Source organism: uncultured Jatrophihabitans sp., from assembly GCF_964244045.1.
Classification (GTDB): Bacteria; Actinomycetota; Actinomycetes; order Mycobacteriales; family Jatrophihabitantaceae; genus Jatrophihabitans.
In genome coordinates this window covers 227290-245807 of record NZ_CAXTHK010000003.1, presented here as the reverse complement: position 1 = coordinate 245807, position 18518 = coordinate 227290, and the positions used below count along the sequence as shown (strand labels likewise).

The 18518-nt window shown below is 69.6% G+C and carries 18 protein-coding genes and 1 CRISPR repeat array; of the genes, 9 read left to right on the top strand and 9 right to left on the bottom strand.

All coding sequences use genetic code 11. The annotated features are described in order from the left end of the window. Nucleotides 1-133 precede the first annotated feature (133 nt). Nucleotides 134-427 (top strand): hypothetical protein, encoded by a 294-nt coding sequence (locus tag ACFFC4_RS04350; RefSeq protein ID WP_375498138.1) that lies wholly within the window; start codon nt 134-136, stop codon nt 425-427. Nucleotides 428-678: 251 nt separating this feature from the next. Further along, nucleotides 679-800: direct repeats of the CRISPR family, unit length 21 nt; unit sequence CGGTGAATCCCCCGCTCACCG. Between the two features lie 114 nt (nt 801-914). On the opposite strand, the gene ACFFC4_RS04345 is transcribed toward ACFFC4_RS04350, so the two are convergent. Then, nucleotides 915-1205 (bottom strand): DUF6191 domain-containing protein, encoded by a 291-nt coding sequence (locus ACFFC4_RS04345; protein WP_375498136.1) that lies wholly within the window; start codon nt 1203-1205, stop codon nt 915-917. Between the two features lie 35 nt (nt 1206-1240). Between ACFFC4_RS04345 and msrA the strand changes: the two genes are divergently transcribed. Further along, nucleotides 1241-1900: a peptide-methionine (S)-S-oxide reductase MsrA gene (gene msrA, locus ACFFC4_RS04340; RefSeq protein WP_375498134.1), complete on the top strand. Its 660-nt coding sequence runs from the start codon at nt 1241-1243 to the stop codon at nt 1898-1900. A gap of 7 nt (nt 1901-1907) precedes the next feature. On the opposite strand, the gene ACFFC4_RS04335 is transcribed toward msrA, so the two are convergent. Continuing rightward, the gene (locus tag ACFFC4_RS04335) at nt 1908-3185 is read right to left on the bottom strand and encodes a DUF222 domain-containing protein (protein ID WP_375498132.1); all 1278 of its coding nucleotides are present in this window, start codon (nt 3183-3185) and stop codon (nt 1908-1910) included. Nucleotides 3186-3342: 157 nt separating this feature from the next. Between ACFFC4_RS04335 and ACFFC4_RS04330 the strand changes: the two genes are divergently transcribed. From ACFFC4_RS04330 to ACFFC4_RS04315, 4 genes are all read left to right on the top strand, one after another. Continuing rightward, complete coding sequence (locus tag ACFFC4_RS04330) at nt 3343-4230, top strand: DNA-formamidopyrimidine glycosylase family protein (RefSeq protein WP_375498130.1); 888 nt, start codon at nt 3343-3345, stop codon at nt 4228-4230. Nucleotides 4231-4774: 544 nt separating this feature from the next. Continuing rightward, a complete protein-coding gene (locus ACFFC4_RS04325; protein WP_375498152.1) occupies nt 4775-5119 on the top strand; it encodes a rhodanese-like domain-containing protein in 345 nt (114 codons plus the stop codon). 59 nt (nt 5120-5178) lie between these two features. Beyond that, nucleotides 5179-6075 (top strand): glycerophosphodiester phosphodiesterase, encoded by an 897-nt coding sequence (locus ACFFC4_RS04320; RefSeq protein ID WP_375498128.1) that lies wholly within the window; start codon nt 5179-5181, stop codon nt 6073-6075. 109 nt (nt 6076-6184) lie between these two features. Next, a complete protein-coding gene (locus ACFFC4_RS04315) occupies nt 6185-6568 on the top strand; it encodes an ATP-binding protein (RefSeq protein ID WP_375498126.1) in 384 nt (127 codons plus the stop codon). Between the two features lie 3 nt (nt 6569-6571). On the opposite strand, the gene ACFFC4_RS04310 is transcribed toward ACFFC4_RS04315, so the two are convergent. Further along, a complete protein-coding gene (locus ACFFC4_RS04310) occupies nt 6572-11356 on the bottom strand; it encodes an NAD-glutamate dehydrogenase (protein ID WP_375498124.1) in 4785 nt (1594 codons plus the stop codon). A 181-nt stretch (nt 11357-11537) separates the two neighbouring features. Here ACFFC4_RS04310 and ACFFC4_RS04305 point away from each other — a divergent pair, with 181 nt between their 5' ends. Next, nucleotides 11538-11735: a hypothetical protein gene (locus ACFFC4_RS04305; RefSeq protein ID WP_375498122.1), complete on the top strand. Its 198-nt coding sequence runs from the start codon at nt 11538-11540 to the stop codon at nt 11733-11735. Here the strand turns inward: ACFFC4_RS04305 and hisC are convergent. From hisC to hppD, 3 genes are all read right to left on the bottom strand, one after another. Beyond that, nucleotides 11732-12790, bottom strand: coding sequence for a histidinol-phosphate transaminase (gene hisC, locus ACFFC4_RS04300; RefSeq protein ID WP_375498120.1), 1059 nt, complete (start codon nt 12788-12790; stop codon nt 11732-11734). The two genes, ACFFC4_RS04305 and hisC, sit on opposite strands and share 4 nt — an antisense overlap. Further along, on the bottom strand, nt 12787-14457 hold the full coding sequence (locus tag ACFFC4_RS04295) for a DEAD/DEAH box helicase (protein ID WP_375498118.1): 1671 nt from the start codon (nt 14455-14457) through the stop codon (nt 12787-12789). The genes hisC and ACFFC4_RS04295 overlap by 4 nt, the downstream gene beginning before the upstream one ends. Before the next feature lie 129 nt (nt 14458-14586). Continuing rightward, nucleotides 14587-15783, bottom strand: coding sequence for a 4-hydroxyphenylpyruvate dioxygenase (gene hppD, locus ACFFC4_RS04290; RefSeq protein WP_375498116.1), 1197 nt, complete (start codon nt 15781-15783; stop codon nt 14587-14589). Between the two features lie 173 nt (nt 15784-15956). On the opposite strand from hppD, the gene ACFFC4_RS04285 reads away from it, so the two are divergent. Both ACFFC4_RS04285 and pheA read left to right on the top strand, forming a co-directional pair. Continuing rightward, nucleotides 15957-16490 (top strand): DUF4446 family protein, encoded by a 534-nt coding sequence (locus tag ACFFC4_RS04285; RefSeq protein ID WP_375498114.1) that lies wholly within the window; start codon nt 15957-15959, stop codon nt 16488-16490. Between the two features lie 91 nt (nt 16491-16581). Then, a complete protein-coding gene (gene pheA / locus ACFFC4_RS04280; RefSeq protein WP_375498112.1) occupies nt 16582-17505 on the top strand; it encodes a prephenate dehydratase in 924 nt (307 codons plus the stop codon). Here pheA and ACFFC4_RS04275 read toward each other — a convergent pair. The 3 genes from ACFFC4_RS04275 to ACFFC4_RS04265 are packed head-to-tail and all read right to left on the bottom strand — an operon-like array spanning nt 17502 to nt 18440. Then, complete coding sequence (locus ACFFC4_RS04275; protein ID WP_375498110.1) at nt 17502-17819, bottom strand: GroES family chaperonin; 318 nt, start codon at nt 17817-17819, stop codon at nt 17502-17504. The two genes, pheA and ACFFC4_RS04275, sit on opposite strands and share 4 nt — an antisense overlap. Before the next feature lie 34 nt (nt 17820-17853). Continuing rightward, entirely contained in the window at nt 17854-18141 is a 288-nt protein-coding gene (locus ACFFC4_RS04270) for a WXG100 family type VII secretion target (protein WP_375498108.1), read from the bottom strand. Further along, nucleotides 18138-18440 (bottom strand): WXG100 family type VII secretion target, encoded by a 303-nt coding sequence (locus tag ACFFC4_RS04265; RefSeq protein WP_375498106.1) that lies wholly within the window; start codon nt 18438-18440, stop codon nt 18138-18140. The genes ACFFC4_RS04270 and ACFFC4_RS04265 overlap by 4 nt, the downstream gene beginning before the upstream one ends. Nucleotides 18441-18518 lie beyond the last annotated feature (78 nt).

Sequence of the window (18518 nt, the reverse complement as noted above, 5' to 3'; positions counted from 1 at the left end):
GCAGCAACGCAGAGCTGTACGCGAACGATTTACACCACTCCCCGGGGCACGACCGCGCGCCGACCTGCGGGAAGCCGGGTCGGGTGTGCCGCGCGTCCGCCGCGATCCGGACAGCCGGTGAATGATGGCCGCCATGGACATGACCGGATGGGTGCAGGGACAGGTCTTCGTGCAGACGGTCGATGAGAAGGAGGTCGAGCAGGTGACGTCGTTCCTCACGGCCCGGGGCCTGACTTTCCAGGTGCTCACCCTTAGTGAACGGATGGTGCTGAACGAGGCTGACCCGGACTCTGCTGTCTCGACGGACCGGTTCAGCGTCGCCGTACAGCTAGGCGGGTTCCCGCAGGTCGTCGGACCGGTGTTGACCGACCTGGTCCAGCGCATCCATGGGGGTGGTTGGCAGCTCGAAGAGGACGACCAGGTGTGATCTGCAAGGCACTCCGGACCCGAATTTCCTGGGCCTTGGTCAGCCCGGAAGGCCTAATCGTCAAAGGAATGTCCGTTTCGATCCGAAGTGATACGGTCTCGAAACATTGAAAGCGAAATTACATCGAAGTAGTTTGTAATTCTGCCTTGACCTAACACGGATCGTACTTCATTGTTGATCCTGTCAGCGAGAACGAACCGAGGAACGCAAGACCTTCGAGTCGGACGGTGACGCAGAGCAATCGGCTCGGATCGGTGAATCCCCCGCTCACCGAAACGGACCGATGGTCGAACGGTCTTACCGGTGAATCCCCCGCTCACCGGACCTGACCTGGAGACCGATGGAGGCCCCCGGTGAATCCCCCGCTCACCGGGGGCTTCCGCATGTCCGGGGTCAATTGGATGTCCCGGGTTAGTTAGCCGGTGGGCAGACGCCTGAGCCGCCGCAAGGACCTCGGGCCCGCCCGGTGTCAGCGGCCCGCCCGGTGTCAGCGGGCGGTGCGGCCCCGGCGGGCCGCGGCGCGCTGCGCGGCGGCACTGGGCGCGGCCTTCTTCGCTTCTTTTGCAACCGCCGGGGTCGGGTCGTCCGCTCTTGGCTCGATGGCGTCCTGGTCCTCGTTGTCGGCGCGGCGGATCACGACCTTGCCGGACTCGAGGTCGACGCGACGCCCGCCGGAATTGTCGCCGACCTCTTCACGGGTCGACTGCAGGCGCTGCTTCTCGTCATCCATGTGCCGCTTGGCCGGATTGAAGAGGGTGTCGAGACCCCACTGCGTCATACGTGGAGCGTACGTCGTGGTCATAGGCTGGGCACATGCTCTTCGGCCGCCGAAAGACCCAGCTCGTCACCCCGGATCGCGCCCTGCAGGGCCGCGACCACTACCTGTTCCCCGTGCCAGCCGCGCATGCGGTGCTCGGCCACGCCCTGCAGCCCCCGTTCCCGGACGGCCTGCAGCAGGCCGTGTTCGGGCTCGGCTGCTTCTGGGGCGCCGAAGAGATCTTCTGGGGCCAGGCCGGCGTATGGACGACGGCGGCCGGCTACACCGGCGGCAGCACCGCGCACCCGGACTACAAGGAGGTCTGCTCCGGGCTGACCGGGCACACCGAGGCGGTGTTGGTGGTCTTCGACCCGGACGTCGTCAGCTACGCGCAACTGGTCGCGACGTTCTTCGAGGTCCACGATCCGACGCAAGGGATGCGTCAGGGCAACGACGTCGGCACGCAGTACCGCTCGGGCATCTACTACCTCGACGATGAGCAGCAGCGGGTGGCCGAGCAGGCCGTCCAGGTGCTCGGCAGCACGCTGGCCGAGCGCGGGTACGGCCGGGTGACCACCGAGATCGCCCCGCTCGGAAAGTTCTATTACGCCGAGGCGCACCACCAGCAGTACCTGGCCAAACACCCGCACGGCTACCGCTGCCACAGCACGACCGGCGTCACCTTCCCGCGCGAGGCGCTCGCCGCGGCACTCTGACCACGCGTCAGGTGCGGATGGGTTTCTGTTGCGGGTCGATCCATCTAGGTGGGGTCCATTCGGGTCGGTCGTCGACGAGGCGGACGGTCCAGCCTTGGCGGACGTACTCGCGATGGTGGAACCCGCACAGCAGCATGCCGTTGGCCACGGTGGTGGGTCCGCCGTCGATGAAGTCGATGATGTGGGCGGCTTGGCACCAGCCTGGCGGGGCGAGACAACCGGGGAACGCGCACCCGCCGTCTCGGGCGATGAAGGCTAGGCGTTGGCCTTCGGTGAACAGCCGGTGGGTGCTGGAGTAGGCAGTGATCCCTTGCACGGAGTCCAGCACGGTCATAAACAACCGGTAGTCGCCGCCGGCCCAGCTCATCGCCTCGCTGGTGGGGACCTGCGCGCCGTGCCCGGTGGTGGCGAACCCGGTGCCGGTGGCGTAGTCCTGGGCGCTCATGGTCAGGATGATCGTGGCCAGCACCCCACCGGACTTCTCCAAGCTGCCGGACCCGACCGTGATCTTAAGGGCATCGAGCAGCGCGTCGTGACGCCGCTGCCCCGCCGAGCGGGGGTCTTTCACACCGTCGGTTTCCGGTGTCGGGGCGCCGAGGGAGTCGAACGCGACCTGCAGCACCTCCGCCAGCTCCGCGGTGCCCTCGAAGCTGCCGGTGCAGGACCCGTCGGGGCGTTGGGTGAACCGCAGGTCCCGCTCCCGGCGCCGCTTCTCGACGTCGTCGAGTGTGCCGTCCGGGTCGAGCCAGTCGCGGTGCCGATCGGCTAGCTTCTGCAAGGCGCTGGCGTCATAACGCTGCGCGCTGTCGACCAACGCCGCCTCCACCTCGGGCACCCGCTCCAGGACTGTGTCGGGCAGCTTGTCCAACATGCAGGTGATCACCCGGGCCTGCCTCGCGGCCAGCTGCCCGTCGGCTTGCGCCGCAGCAACCGCCGGATACCGCGCGGGCAGCGGTTGGCCGAGCAGGGTGCGGCGGGACCCGGCGGCGTGCGCCGCCCGGACCCGGGCGTTCGCCTCGTGGATGTCGATGGTCAGCGTCTGCCGCAGCCACGGCGCTGGACCACGCGACAGAGTGTGGCCCGGCAGCCCGCGGCGTTCCACGTCGAGGATCAGGGCGTGATCGACCGGTTCCAGGCGGCGGCGCAGCGTCTCGAACGAGCGCAACGCGCTGATCACTTGCTCATCACCACAGCTGGCCAGTTCCACGGCCTGTAGGGCGTCGACGACCCGGTGGGCGTCGGCGAGCAGGGCGTCGAGATCGACCCGCCCCACCGTCTCGCTCATGTGTTTGATTCTACCCGAACCGACCCCGCTGGAACAGCCTGTAGCCCAGCAAATTCGGGGGGTAGAAGCACTTTCGCGGTAAGCGAACATTGACCCGAAAACGGTGGGCGACCGCATACAACTCCCTCGTCGCCGCGCCTTTGCTTATTCTCAAGACATGCCGGAGCTGCCCGAGGTCGAGGCGTTGGCTACGTTCCTGCGCGAGCGTGCGGTGGGCCGCACGATCGTGCGTGCCGACGTCGCGGCGATCAACGCGGTCAAGACGTTCGACCCGCCGCTGTCGGCGCTGAACGGCGCGTGGGTCACCGGCGCGAGCCGGCACGGCAAGTTCCTGGATCTCGAGGTCGCCGGCGAGGCCGGCCTGCTGCACCTGATCGTCCACTTGTCGCGGGCCGGCTGGCTGCACTGGCGAGAGTCGCTGCCGCCCGCCCCACCACGTCCGGGCGGCAAGGGACCGATCGCGCTCCGCCTGCACCTCGCTCCTGAGTTCGAGCAAGGACCGGTCGCCGGCTTCGACCTCACCGAGGCCGGGACGCAGAAGCGGCTTGCCGTGTACCTCGTCCGCGACCCGCTCGAGGTGCCCGGCATCGCCGCGCTCGGGCCCGACGCCCTGACCATCTCGCGCGACGAGCTCGGCCGGGTCCTGAGCACCGAACGGGCCCAGTTGAAGAAGGCGCTCACCCATCAAGCCGTCCTCGCCGGTGTCGGGAACGCCTACTCCGACGAGATCCTGCACGCGGCGAGGCTGTCGCCGTTCAAGAACACGGCCAAGCTCACCGACGACGAGCTGACCCGCCTGCACGAGGCGATGGCCAGCATCCTCGGTGACGCCGTCGAGCGGTCGGTCGGGCAGAAGGCGGCGACGCTGAAGTCCGAGAAACGCAGCGGGCTGCGGGTGCACGCTCGCGCCGGCCTGCCGTGCCCGGTCTGCGGCGACACCGTCCGCGAGGTGTCCTTCGCCGACCGCGCGTTCCAGTACTGCCCGACCTGCCAGACCGAGGGACGCGAGCTCGCCGACCGCCGACTGTCGCGGCTCGTAAAGTAACCCGCGGGTGCAGCGCGTCCTCGTTGTCGGCATCACCGGCGCGGGCAAGACCACCGCCGCCCGGCGGGTGGCCCACCTGATTGACGCGCCGTTCCACGAGCTGGACGCACTGGCCATCGGGCCGCATTGGTCGAGGCCACCCGACTTCGAGTCGACCGTCGAACGCATCGTGGCCGAGCCGCGCTGGGTGTTCGACTCCTTCGGCCGCACGGTGGTGCGAGAAAGGATGTGGGCGGCCGCCGACACCGTGGTGTGGCTGGACTACTCGTTGCCCGTCGTCTTCCTGCGCGTGCTGCGGCGCTCCATCGCGCGTACCTGGCGGCATACGCCGATCTTCGGCGGCAACGTAGAAACCTGGCGGGACTGGCTGGATCCCGAACACCCGGTGTGGTGGGCGCTACGTAAACACGCGCAGCGCCGCTCGGAGATCCTCGCCCTGGCCCAACACCCGGCGGCGCGTCACCTGCACACCGTGCGCCTTCTGACCCCGGCGGAGTTCGACCAGTGGATCGCCGGGCAGGCCGCATCGGCTAGCGTCGAAGCTATGCGCCCCGCCGACATCCCTGCCGTCCGGGTCGAGGAGATCCCGGCCGACGCCGTCCTGCTCGACGTCCGCGAGAACGAGGAGTGGGCGGCCGGCCACATTGCCGGCGCGGTGCACGTTCCGATGAACGAGGTGCCGCAGCGGCTGTCCTACGACCCCGGCCCGATCACGCCCGAAGCCACCGTCGTGGTCATCTGCAAGGTCGGCGGCCGGTCGGCGCAGGTGACGGCCTGGTTGCGGCAGCAGGGTTACCAGGCGGTCAACCTCGAGGGCGGGATGCTGGCCTGGGACGCCGCGGGCCGACCGATGCAGGCCGACGGCGGCGTCCCGGCCGAGGTGATCTGAGCCGGCCGAGCCGACGGGTGCGACATACCGGGTTCACGCGAACACGTCACCATGAAGTCATGAGTCCCCGCAGTCAGCGGATCGTCATCGAACCGCCGCTGCGGCCGATGCTCGTCGCACACCGCGGCGCGTCGGCCACGGTGGCCGAGCACACGCTGGCGGCTTACCAGACAGCGATCGAGGACGGGGCCGACGCCCTCGAGTGCGACGTGCGGATGACCCGCGACGGGCACCTCGTCTGCGTGCACGACCGCACCGTGAACCGGACGTCCGACGGGCAGGGCGTGGTCAGTGAGCTGGACCTGCGCACACTGAGCGAGCTGAACTTCTCGTCCTGGCACGGGGGGCTGCCGGCCTCGGCCGACGAGCTGCTGACCGACGACCCGTATCTCAAGGGCGTCGCCGCCGACCGCACTGCCGGCGGCGGTGTGCTCACCCTCGAGATGCTGCTCGGGCTCGTCCGGGACGCCGGGCGCAACGTCCGGCTGCTCGTCGAGACCAAGCACCCGACCCGCTACGGCGGACTCGTCGAGAAGACGCTGGTCGAAATGCTGTCCCGCTTCGGGTGGGCCGGACGTCCGGGCCCGCCGGTGAGCCTGCGTCAGCCGCCCGAGTCCGACAACCGCGTCATCATCATGAGCTTCGCACCCACCGCGGTCCGTCGGGTGCGGTTGCTCGCACCCGACATCCCGACCGTGCTGCTGCTGGACCGGTTGCTGCCGGTACGCCGCGAGGGACTGCTGCCGGCCGGGGCGTCGATCGCCGGGCCGGGGCTGCATCTGGTGCGCTCGGATCCCGATTTCGTCGAGCGCGCGCACGCCCGCGGGCACCAGGTTTTCGTTTGGACAGTCGACGACCCGCAGGACGTGCGCTTCCTGCTAGACCTCGGCGTGGACACCATCATCAGCGATCACCCACGCGAGGTGAAGGCCCAGCTCGACCGCGAGTGTGTGTGACGTAGCGAGCTGGTGTTGTTACCTCCCAGGCTGCCTCGGGAACGTAAGAGGCGAAGTCGAGTCGCTGGAGGCGGCAGCTGTGAGCAGTATGCGAGGAGGAGCCGAGGCCGTGGGCCTTCTTCGCGTCCGCCACGACACGGCCAGCGCCGCCGTCGTACGCGACCACATCAGCGAGGACCTCGTGGCCCGCTCCATCACGCAGGATTCCGTCGCTGACGTCCTGCTCGTCGCTACCGAGTTGATCGGCAACGCCGTGGTGCACGCCACCAATGTCGGTGATCTGGACGTCGGTTGGGACGTCCGCGATGGCAGCGTCATCATCCGGGTGAATGACGGCAGCCCCAGCGACCCGCTGCCCCGGCGCGCCGACGCCTCGGCCACGAGCGGCCGCGGGCTCGCAATCGTCGCCGCGCTGGCCGATGAGTGGGGCGTCAACCACGTCGCCAAGGGCAAGCAAGTCTGGGCCCGGGTACCCGTCTTCCACGCGATCTGACGCCTAACTGGTCAGCGAACGCAGCGCGCGTAGCGCCACCGACAGCGTGGCCAGGTCAGCCGGCTCGCGCTCCAGGGCTGCTCGCACGGTTGCGCGAGCGCGTTCCACCCGCTCGGCGTTCGTCTGCACCCAGGCGTCGATGCGTGCCTCGGCCGGACCGCCGGCCGCTGTTGTGCGCAGGACAGCGGTGGTCACGGACGCCAGCACGGCATAAACGTCGTGCCGGGCGGCCGAACGGGCAAGCGTCGACCACCGGTCGTCGCGCGGCAGCTCGGTGACCCGGGTCAGGAGGTTGTCGACGCTCAGCCGCTCGGACATCGCGTAGTGCACATCGGCGGCGGCAGCCGCGTCGAGCCCGGTGGCGTCGGCGATCTCGACCACGTCGAGCAACAGGAATGCGCTGAGCAACTCGGCCAGGCGCAGGGCCAGCCCGTCGGGCAGGCCCAGCTCGACGAGTCGATCCGCGTCGGCGCGCAGCGTCTGCCGCTCCACGCCCCGCAACAGGTCGGGCGTGCGCGAGCCGAGCCGCGCGACCGTCGGGCCGAAGCGCTCGATCTCGGCCGCGACGTCGGTGATCGGGAATCGTAAGTCGACGAGCCAGCGGGTCGCGCGGTCGACGAGGCGCCGGATCTCCTGGTACGCAGCATGCTGCGCGCGTGCGGGGACCACATTGTCGAGCGCCTCGATGTCGGCCCACAGCGACGGCAGGTCGAAAACCGAACGCACGATGGTGTAAGCCCGCGCCACCTGGGCGACGTCGACGCCCGTCTCCTCAACGGCGCGGTGGACGAACGTCGTCCCGCTGCGGTTGATCATGTCGTTGACCACGACGGTCGTGATGATCTCGCGGTGCAGTGGGTGGCTGGCCAGCTGGTCGGCGAACCGTTCCGCGATCGCAGGTGGGAGATAGCCGGCCAGGACGCGGCGGAAGTACGGCTCATCGGGCAACGTCGAGTCCTCGATGTGCTGCGTCAGCGTCATCTTGGAGTACGCGATCAGCACCGAGTTCTCGGGCGAGACGAGCCCGAGGCCGTCGGCCTCCCGGCGGGCCAGCTCGGCGTCGGTGGGCAGGAACTCGAGCGCCCGGTCGAGCTCTCCGGCGTCCTCGAGCGCCTGCATGAAGCGCTGGTGCACCCCGATCAGCTTCGGGCTCAGCACCCGCGCCATACCTAACAGTACGTTTTGCTCATAGTTGTCGCGCAGCACGTGTGCCGCGACATCGTCGGTGGCCGCAGACAGCAGTTCGTTGCGCTCTTCGCGGGTGATCGATCCGGTGGCCACGCCGCGGTCGAGCAGGATCTTGACGTTCACCTCGTGGTCGGAGGTATCGACGCCGGCCGAGTTGTCGATGGCGTCGGTGTTGATACGCCCGCCGGCGAGCGCGAACTCGATGCGGGCCCGCTGGGTGAGGCCGAGATTGCCCCCCTCGCCGACGACCCGGCAGCGCAGGTCCGCGGCGTTCACCCGCAGCACGTCATTGGCTTTGTCCCCGACGTCGGCGTTCGTCTCGGTCGAGGCCTTGACGTAGGTACCGATGCCGCCGTTCCAGAACAGGTCGACGGGTGCACGAAGGATCGCGCTGATCAACTCGGCCGGGCTGAGCTTCTGCACGTCGGGGGCCAACCCCAAGACCGTCGCGACCTGGGGCGAGACCGGGATCGACTTCAGCGTGCGCGGGTACACACCGCCGCCCTCGGAGATCAACGAGGTCTCGTAGTCGGTCCATGACGAGCGGGGGAGGTCGAAGAGCCTGCGACGCTCGGCGAACGAGGTGCGAGGGTCGGGGGCCGGGTCGAGGAAGACGTGGCGGTGGTCGAACGCCGCGACGAGGCGGATGTGTTCGGACAGCAGCATGCCGTTGCCGAAGACGTCACCGGACATGTCGCCCACGCCGACGACGGTGATGTCCTGCGTCTGGGTGTCGATCCCGAGCTCGCGGAAGTGGTATTTGACCGACTCCCACGCCCCGCGCGCGGTGATGCCCATGACCTTGTGGTCGTAGCCCACCGAGCCGCCGCTGGCGAACGCGTCGCCGAGCCAGAAGCCATAGTCGACGGCGATCTGGTTGGCGATGTCGCTGAACGTCGCGGTGCCCTTGTCGGCGGCCACGACGAGGTACGGGTCGTCGGCGTCGTAGCGGCGCGTACGCGGCGGTGGCTGCACCTGCTGGCTACCGTCGGGGCCCGGCACGTAGTTGTCGGTGACGTCGAGCAGCGCCGAGATAAAGGTCTTGTAGCAGGCCACGCCCTCGGCGAGCCAGGCTTCCCGATCCTTCCCGGGGTCGGGCAACCGCTTGGCGACGAAGCCGCCCTTGGCGCCGGTGGGCACGATGACCGCGTTCTTCACCATCTGCGCCTTGACCAGACCAAGGATCTCGGTGCGGAAGTCCTCACGCCGGTCGGACCACCGCAGCCCGCCGCGGGCGACCGGCCCGAAGCGCAGGTGCACGCCCTCGACACGTGGCGAGTAGACCCACACCTCGAAGCGCGGGCGCGGCTGCGGCAGGTCGGCGATGCGTCGCGGATCGAGCTTGACCGCGATGGCGGTGCGGCCGCCGCCATCCTCCCTGTACGCGTTCGTCCGAAGCGTGGCGTTCACGAGCGAGAGCATCGAGCGCAGGATGCGGTCCTGGTCGAGGCTGACGACCTCGGCGAGCTGGGCCTCGATGAGGTCGGTGCGCCCGACTATGCCGCCAGCCTCGTCGTCGACCACGTCGAGCAGCGGCGCCTCGCCGACGCGATCCGGATCGAAACGCGACTCGAACAGCTCGACGATCGCCTGCGAAATGGCGCAGTTGTCGACCAGCGAGCTTTCGAGGTAGCTCTGGCTGAAGGTGGTTCCGGCCTGGCGCAGGTATTTGGCGTAGGTGCGCAGGATGTTGATCTGCCACCACGTCATGGACGTCCGCACGACGAGTTCGTTGAGCCCGTCCTGCTCGATCTCGCCCAGCCAGAGCAGCCGCACGGCGTCGATCATGTTCCGTGCGCGGACGTCGTCGAAGTCGGTGCCCGGTGGCAGGTGCAGGCCGAAGTCGTAGATCCACACGGTCTCGCCGCCGGCGAACTGCAGTTCGTAGGGCCGCTCGTCGAGAACCTCGATGCCCATCTGGGTGAAGACCGGCAGGGCCCGGGCCAGTGACACCGCCTGGCCGGTCCGGAACACCTTGAGTCTGCGGTCGGCGCCGTCACTGGAGTTGGGATAGTCGTGGGGGGTGTAGAGGTCGAAGGCGAGTCCGTCGTCGGCGGGGAGTTCCTCGAGGCACAGGATGTCGCGCACGGCGGTCGAGGCGCCGAAGTCCTCCTTGTAGGCCTCCGGCAGCGCCGAGCCGTACCGGCTGGCCAGGCGCTCGGCCTCGTCCTCGCCCACCGCGACGGTGAGCAGGTCGACGAAGTCGTCGCTCCAGCGGCGGGTGGCCTTGGCAACCTCGGCCTCGACCTCCGAGCGCTCGGGCGACGACGGCTGCGCGCCGGGCCGGACGGCGATGAGCAGCTGCATGCGAGCGAGGTCGAGTTCGACGATGCGGTCGTCGCGGCCGATGATCTCGCCGGGCCAGAAGTCGTTGATGATCTCGGTGACCCGATGCCGGGTCTCGGGGCCCAGGCGGTCGGCCGGGAAGTAGACCAGGACGGTGACGAAGTCCCGGTTGAGGTGGATGCGGGCGAACACGCCGACGGTGCGGTGATCGGCGCGGTCGACGACCAGCTGGGCCAGCCGGAGCAGGTCGCCGGTGGGCGCCTCCAGCAGCTCGTCGCGCGGCAGCGTGCGCAACGCGGCCATCAGCCGCCGGCCGGTGTGGCTGTGCGCTCGCACGCCCGAGCGCAACAGGATCTCGCCGATGCGCCGGCGCACGACCGGCACCCGGGCGACCGTCCCGTCCTCGGCATTGGTGATCAAGCCGAGGAACACGTGGATGCGTTGCGGCGACGACCCGCCCGGCGCGCCGCTGTTCGGGGTCACCACGGTGACGCAGTCGTAGTGCACCGAGCGGCGAACCGTCGACACCAACGGCGACTTGAAGATCACCAACGGCGCGCCGCTGCGGAACGCCGGCAGCAGCTCGAGCGGCGAGATGCGGGCCGCACCGCGCAGCACGCCCTCGACGTCGCCGGGCGCCTGGACGCGGGGGCTGGCCAGCTCGTTGGGGGAGTACTCGGCGTGGCCGAGGATCAAGAAGTTGCCATCGGCGAGCCAGCGCAGCAAGGCGCCGGCCTCCTCGCTCGTCTCGCGGTCGAACTCGCCCGGTTCGGCCTCGAGCTGCCCGGCGAGCGCGCGGATCAGGCTGTACATCTGCGGGGCGTCCGAGACGGCCGACAGCACGTCGTCGAGCACACCGCGCAGCGCCGCGGCGAGCGCCGCGTGCTCGCCCTCGGGCACGAGGTCGAGCTCGAGGTGCACCCACGACTCGACGATTGCGCCGGCCGGGACGTCGGCGTTGTCGTCGATGTCGAAGACGCTCGTCAATACGCCCTGAGCGTCTCGGTGCACGACGATCTGCGGGTGCAGCACCCGGGCCGGCCCATGGCCGCTGCGGTGCAGCTCGGCCATGAGCGACTCGACGATGTACGGCGCGTCGATCGAGACCATGTCGACGGCCGTGGTCTCGCCGTCGAGGTCGTGCACCTGCAGCAGGTTCTGCCCCCAGGGCCGCATTCGGCCGAAGTCCAGGACGGTGCGCGCGAGCGCGGCGAGCTGGCTGTGCGACTGACCGGCCAGCTGGGTCGCGGCATGGACGAGGTAGCGCCGGGCGAACACCGCTGGGTCGACGGTTCCTGCCTCGGTCTGTTTCATGCGCAAGTCACCTCGTTGTGACTATGGAGCGAACGGGTTCCGTCCCATCCTGGCACCGCGTGCCTGCCCAGCGTGAACGACCCCCCGGAGTCCCGAAGCGCGTTTGTCGGGCGCCACGCCTGTGGCACTGCGCACGATCCGGCCTGTCACCGAGCGCTGCCGTTCACCCGCTGTCACCATCATGTTCACCTCAAACCAGGAGGCCGACATGGCGTTGACCCGCTGCACCTGCATCTACCGCTCGACGGAGCCGGACGAAGTGATCGGTGCCGGCCCGGCCGTGACCGTTGCGTTGCGGGACCCGCAGTGTCCTGCGGCCAACCTGCACGAGCGCGCGGCGCGCGCCCGAGCCGCAGCCAAACCGGTCGGCGAACGCTAGGAGGCAGCGAGCTCCGCGGCGGCCTCGAGGAAGCGGTCGTTCTCCTCGGGCGTGCTGATCGTGACCCGCGCGCCGGCGCCGGCAAAGGCGCGCACGATGACGCGGCGGTCCTCGCAACCGGCCGCGAAGTCGGTGGTCGCGGCGCCAAGAGGTAACCAGACAAAGTTGGCCTGCGACGGGGGTACGGGGTAGCCGAGGTCGAGCAGCCGGGCGAACACCCGCTCCCGTTCCACCGCAATTGCGTCGACGCGTTCGAGCAATTCGGTCTCGGCCGCCGGTTCGAGGCTGGCGAGTGCCGCCTGCTGAGCGAGCGTGGTGACCGAGAACGGCACCTGGGTCTGGCCGATGGCCATGGCGACCGTGGGATCACCGGCCACCGCGTACCCCACGCGCAGGCCGGCCAGCCCGTAGGCCTTGGAGAACGTGCGCAGCACGACCAGGTTCGGGAACTCGTCGAGCAACGTCAGCCCGTCCGGCACCTCGACGTCGCGGACGAATTCGCAGTAGGCCTCGTCCAGGGCGACCGTGACGTCCGTCGGGACGGCGCGCAGGAAGCGCACGAGCTCGTCGCGGGACACCACCGTGCCGGTGGGGTTGTTCGGGTTGCAGACGAAGATCAACCGCGTCTTGCCGGTGATGCGCTCGAGCATCGCGTCCAGGTCGTGGACGTGCCCGGCGGTGAGTGGCACCTGAATCGACGACGCGCCGCTGACCGCGGCGATGATCGGGTAGGCCTCAAACGAGCGCCAGGCGTACATGACCTCCTCGTCGGCGTCGGCGACAGCCTGGACGAGCTGCGTGCACAGCGATACCGATCCGCAGCCGACGCGCACCTGCTCAACGGCCACGCCGAGGCGCGCGGCCAGCGCCTGCGTCAGCTCCGTCGAGGCGTTGTCGGGGTAGCGGTTGATGCCGGCCGCGGCGTCGGCGATCCGGGCGAGCACCGAGGGTAGCGGCGGGTAGGGCACCTCGTTGCTGGCGAGCTTGATGGCGCCGGCGACCGTACGTCCAGGTATGTATGCCGGCATGGCGGCCAGGGCCGGCCGGATGCTCATGGCTGGTCTCTCTTCGGCTTGAAGCCGCGCTCGGCCGGCGGTTTGTACCGCTCGACGCGCGCCTTGCGGCCCTTGATCATCGTTGCCTGCAGCGCGGCGACGACCTCGGCCTCGGCGGCCAGCGGGATCTCGACCGTCGAGAACTTGTGGGTGATCTCGATGGCGCCGATCTGCCGCCCCGACAGGCTCGTCTCGTTGGCGATGGCGCCGACGAGGTCCTGCGGGCGGACCTTGGCCGCATGGCCCAGGCTGACGAAGATCGTGGTGGTCGGGCCGGACTTGGGGCGGGACTTGGCTGCGTGCGGACCGTCCCCGTCGCCGCTGGACGGGCGCACCAACGGGATGTCGATGGTGTCCTGGTCGTCGTCAGTACCTGATTCATGAGCGAGCTTGACCGCGGCGAGCGCGATCTCCATGAGGTCGTGCTCATCGGTGAGCGTGTCGACGACGACGCGGTACTGCTCGAGGCCGTCGGCGTCGCGCAGCGCGTCGGACAGCGCCGCGCGCGTGAGCTCGAGCCGCCGGGCCCGCAGGTCGGCCACGGTGGGCAACGTCTCGACGGAGATCTTCTGCTTCGTCGCCTTCTCGATGCTCTTGAGCAGCCGATGCTGGCGCGGCTCGACAAGGGTGATGGCGGTGCCTTCGCGGCCGGCGCGGCCCACCCGTCCGATGCGGTGGACGTAGGAGTCGGGAGCGTTGGGCAGGTCGTAGTTGACGACGTGCGTGAGATGGTCGATGTCCAGGCCGCGGGCCGCGACGTCGGTGGCGACGAGGACCTCGGTGGTGCGGTTGCGGACCTTGGTCATGACGCGGTCGCGCTGGTCCTGCGTCATGCCGCCGTGCAACGCGTCGGCGCGATAGCCGCGAGCGGCCAGCGTCTCGCCGAGGGAGTCGACCTCCTCGCGGGTGCGGCAGAAGATCACCGCCGCCGTCGCGGACTCGATGTCGAGCAGCCGACCAAGGGCGTTCGCCTTGTGCTGCCGGGGGACCAGGTAGGCCACCTGACGGACCAGCGCCGTCTCGGTGCTGCTCTGCTCAGTCCGGATGAGCACCCGCACCGGGTCGGTCAGGTAGCGGCGCACCAGGCCGTCGATGCGCTTGGGCAGGGTGGCGCTGAACAGCACCGTCTGCCGCTCGCTCGGGACGGCCTCCATGATCGCCTCGATGTCCTCGGCAAACCCCATGTCGAGCATCTCGTCGGCCTCGTCGAGCACGACCGTGCGCAGCTGGCCGAAGTCGACGGTGCGGCGGCTGATGTGGTCGATGGCACGACCCGGGGTGGCGACCACGACATCAACGCCGTGCTCGAGAGCTCGGATCTGCCGGGTGATCGGCTGCCCGCCGTAGACGGCCAGCACCCGCGCGCCGAGCTGTCGGCCGTAGCGGTGGATGGCCTCGGCGACCTGGATGGCCAGCTCGCGGGTGGGGACGAGCACCAGGGCCTGCGGAGCCGAGCCACCCGGCGTGATGCGTTGTAATAACGGCAGCGCGAACGCCGCCGTCTTGCCCGTGCCGGTGGCCGCCTGACCGACGACGTCGTGTCCGGCGAGCAGGGGCGGGATGCTCTCACGCTGGATCGGCGTGGGTTCCTCGTAACCGAGCGAGTCGAGGACGTGCTGCAGTTCCGGCCGCAGCTCCAACTCAGCAAACGAAGTCACATGGACCATCGTCCCAGACGGTGCGATGAGCGCTCGCGCGAAGAGTCCGCCGCTCGCGCGAGCGCAGCGAGCAAGCGACGCGATCGCAGGATGGCCCCGAGCGAAGCGAGCGGGTCAGACCAGATCGCTCCCGGCGGGTTAGAGATTCCCTCTGAGATCTTGTTCACGCTCGATGGCCTCGAAGAGGGCGCGGAAGTTGCCTTTGCCGAAGCCGAGCGAGCCGTGCCGCTCGATGAGCTCGAAGAAGACGGTCGGCCGGTCGCCGACCGGCCGGGTGAAGACCTGCAGCAGGTAGCCGTCCTCGTCGCGGTCGACCAGGATCGCGCGCTGCTTCAGCTCCTCGACCGGGACGCGCACCTGGCCGATGCGGGCCCGCAGCTCGGGGTCGTCGTAGTAGCTGTCCGGCGTGGCCAGGAACTCGACGCCGCGTGCCCGCATCTCGTCGACGGCCCGCAGGATGTCCGTGGTCGCGATGGCGATGTGCTGGCAGCCCGGCGCGCCGTAGAAGTCCAGGTACTCATCGATCTGCGAACGCTTCTTGCCCAGCGCCGGCTCGTTGAGCGGGAACTTGACCCGGTGGTTGCCGTTCGCGACCACCTTGCTCATCAGCGCCGAATAGTCGGTGGCGATGTCGTCGCCGACGAATTCGGCCATGTTCACGAAGCCCATGACGCGGTTGTAGAAGTCGACCCACTCGTTCATCCGGCCCAGCTCGACATTGCCAACACAATGGTCGACGGCGCTGAACAGCGGGAACGGCGCGGGCGTCATTGCGCCGGTGCGAGCGACGAACCCGGGCAGGTAGACGCCGGTGTAGCGCGAGCGGTCGATCAGCGTGTGCCGGGTCTCACCGTAGGCCGCGATGGCGGCCGTGCGCACGGTGCCGTGCTCGTCGCTGACATCGTGCGGCTCGTCGAGGATGGTGGCGCCCTCGGCGCGGGCGTGCGCTATGCAGCGGTCGACGTCGGGCACCTCCAAGGCGAGGTCGACGATGCCGTCGCCGTGCCGGCGGTGGTGGTCGGCCAGCGGGCTGGCCGGGTCGACGGCGCCGAGGATGACGAAGCGGGCCGAACCCGACGTCAGCACGAAGCCCTTGTGATCGCGGTTGCCGGTCTCCGGCCCGGTGTAGCCGACCAACGTCATGCCGTAGGCGTGCTGGTAGTAGAGCGCGCTCTGGGTGGCGTTTCCCGAGACAAAGACGACCGCGTCCATCGCCGTGACGGGGAACGGGTCGGTGCGCTCGTCGTAGTCGACGAGGCCGACGAGTTGCTGCAGCCGCTCGACGGTGAGCTCGGCGGACCGCTCGGCCGGGGTGAGATCCTGGGTGCTCGTCATACCCGCAGCCTGCACTTCGGGCTGGGAGTGAACAAGCCTGTCCATTCGATCTGCACATCGTGCTGCACTCTGTACATGCCATGGGTCAATGAGCTGTACAGACTGTCCAATCGTGTCGCCCGCGGCCGTGTCCTCCCCGGTCGGTGGCGGGTGCGGCCATAGCCTTGGCGACGATGCCCACCTACGTCGCGGTCTTCGCGCTCGTCCTCGCCTACGTCGCCCTCGTGGCGGCGTACGTCGCGCTGCGGACGCTTGCCAAGCTGCGCCGCGCGACGACGATCATCGCGCGCGGGACGCGCGGCCCGGACGGTCAGCTTTCGCTCGTCGAACTGACCGAGCGCAACAGCGAGCGCACCGAGGTCATCGCCGAGGAGATCGCCGATCTGCGCGCGCTCGTCGCCGACGGTCTGCACGCCGGTCGGGGCAAGCCGGCCGAGGCCAAGCAGGGCGCGCTCGAGAATCTTGCGCTCGTGCGCTACGACGCGTTCGGCGAGATGTCCGGGCGTCTGTCGTTCTCACTCGCCCTGCTCGACGGCAAGGGCGACGGCGTGACGATCAGCGCCATCGCCAGCGCCAGCGACACCCGCGTCTACGCCAAAGGCGTGGCCGGCGGCAAAGGCGAGCACGAGCTGACACCCGAGGAGCAGCAGGCCGTGTCGTCGGCCCTGGCCCGGCGCCGTCCGCTACTGGGCCGCAAAGCGTCCTGACCCGTCGCTACCCTGCGCGGATGACCGTCCTCCGCTGCGCTCCGGCCGCCGAAGGCCATGCCCATCCGTCCCGCGCTCACTGCGTTCGCCCGTGACCACGATCGCGTTCCTCGGGCCGGAGGGCACGTTCGCGCACGCCGCCGTGCGCGAGCTGCCGGTCGCCGCGGGCGCGACGTTGCTGCCGCTGGGCAACGTCACCCTGGCCATCGACGCGGTGCGAGCCGGGCAGGCCGACGCGGCGCTCGTGCCGCTCGAGAACTCCGTCGAGGGGGCGGTGCCAGCCACCCTGGACGAGCTCGCCAACGGCGAGGCGCTGGTCGTGGCCGACGAGGTCTACCTACGCGTCACCTTCGAGCTGATGGCCAAGCCGGGGACACAGTTGGGCAACATCACCAGCGTCGCCACGCATCCGCACGCCGAGGCGCAGGTCCGCCGGTGGCTGATCGCGAACCTACCCACGGCACAGGTGACGTTCGTCGGTTCGACCGCCGGGGCCGCTCAGGCGGTGGCCGGTGGCGAGTTCGACGCCGCGGTCGGGGCTGCCGTCGCCGGTGAGCTGTACGGGCTGGACGTCGTGGCCCACGACATCGCCGACGCCGACGGTGCGGTGACCCGCTTCGTCCTGCTCACCCGTCCCGTCCCGCCGCCCGCACCGACCGGCAACGACCGGACGTCGCTCGTCGCCTACCTGCGCGAGGACCATTCGGGGGCGCTGCTGGAACTGCTCGGCGAGTTCGCCTCGCGCGGGGTGAACCTGACCCGCATCGAATCCCGGCCGACCAAGGGGCGGATGGGCGACTACTGCTTCTCCATCGACTGCGAGGGCCACATCACCGACCAGCGGGTCGGCGACGCCCTGGCCGCGCTGCACCGGGTGTGCGCCGACGTCCGCTATCTGGGCTCGTACCCCCGCCGCGACGGGACGCAGGGGCCGGTACCGGACGGGCGCACCGACACCTCGTTCATCGACTCGCAGGCCTGGCTGGCCCGGATGCGCGAAACGGGTGGCGGCTAGAGATAGAGGCCGGTGTTCGCGTCGTTTCGTTCGGCAGCCACCGCGTGCAGGTCGCGCTCGCGCAGCAGCATCAGGGCCTCGCCGGCGATCTCGACCTCGAAGCGGTCGTCGGGGCTGAAGAGCACGCGGTCGCCGGTCTCGACCGCGCGCACGTGATTGCCGACGGCCACGACCTCACCCCACGACAGCCGCTTGGAGACGGTGGCAGTCGCCGGGATCAGGATGCCGCCGGTCGAGCGGCGCTCGCCGTCCTCGCGCGGCTCCCGCACCAGGACGCGGTCGTGCAGCATCTTGATCGGCAACCGGTCGCTCATGGGGCAGACCCTACGGGCGCGTCGGTGAAGGGGCTCACCGTGCCCAGAGCGCGCCGTTGACGCGGATCGCGGCCGAGTAGTTCTCCTGCGCGGTGGCCACGACCGTCCGCATAGTCTGCAGGGCCTCGTGCATCTCCTGGCTGCCGGTGCGCCACCGCGCGTGCGCGGCCGCCTGCTCCTCGGCCGCTACCCCGCGCCACACCGCGTGCACCCGGTTCATCCGGGACTGCACGTCGGTCTGCACCGACTCGAGCGATCGGCCGAAGCGGGCGAGCTGGGTGATCAGCTCGTCCAGCTGCTCGGGGTCGATCGTGAAGCTCATGATGCCATCCGATGAAAGCCGGTGGTGTTCGTGCCCTCGGCCCGCTCGTAGTCCAGCCCCGCGTCGCCGAGCGCCTGGGCCAGGGTGTCGAGCGCGGCCAGCATCGTGGAGACGCCCTCGTGCCATTCGGTGTAGCCGGCGTGGAAGGCGCTCGCCGCGCCGCCGCGCCAGCCGCCGGCGAAGACGTCGTTCGCGAGCGATTCGAGCCGCGCCAGCTCGGTGCGTCCGTCCTGGGCTGCCTCCTGCACCCGCCCCCGGGCGGCGAACAGCTCGACCGGGTCGACGTCGTAACCGGACACCGCGATCACCTCCTGTGCTCCGCGTCGACCCTAGATCGCCCGCGGCTGGCACGGAGCGGCCTGTGGACAACGACGTTC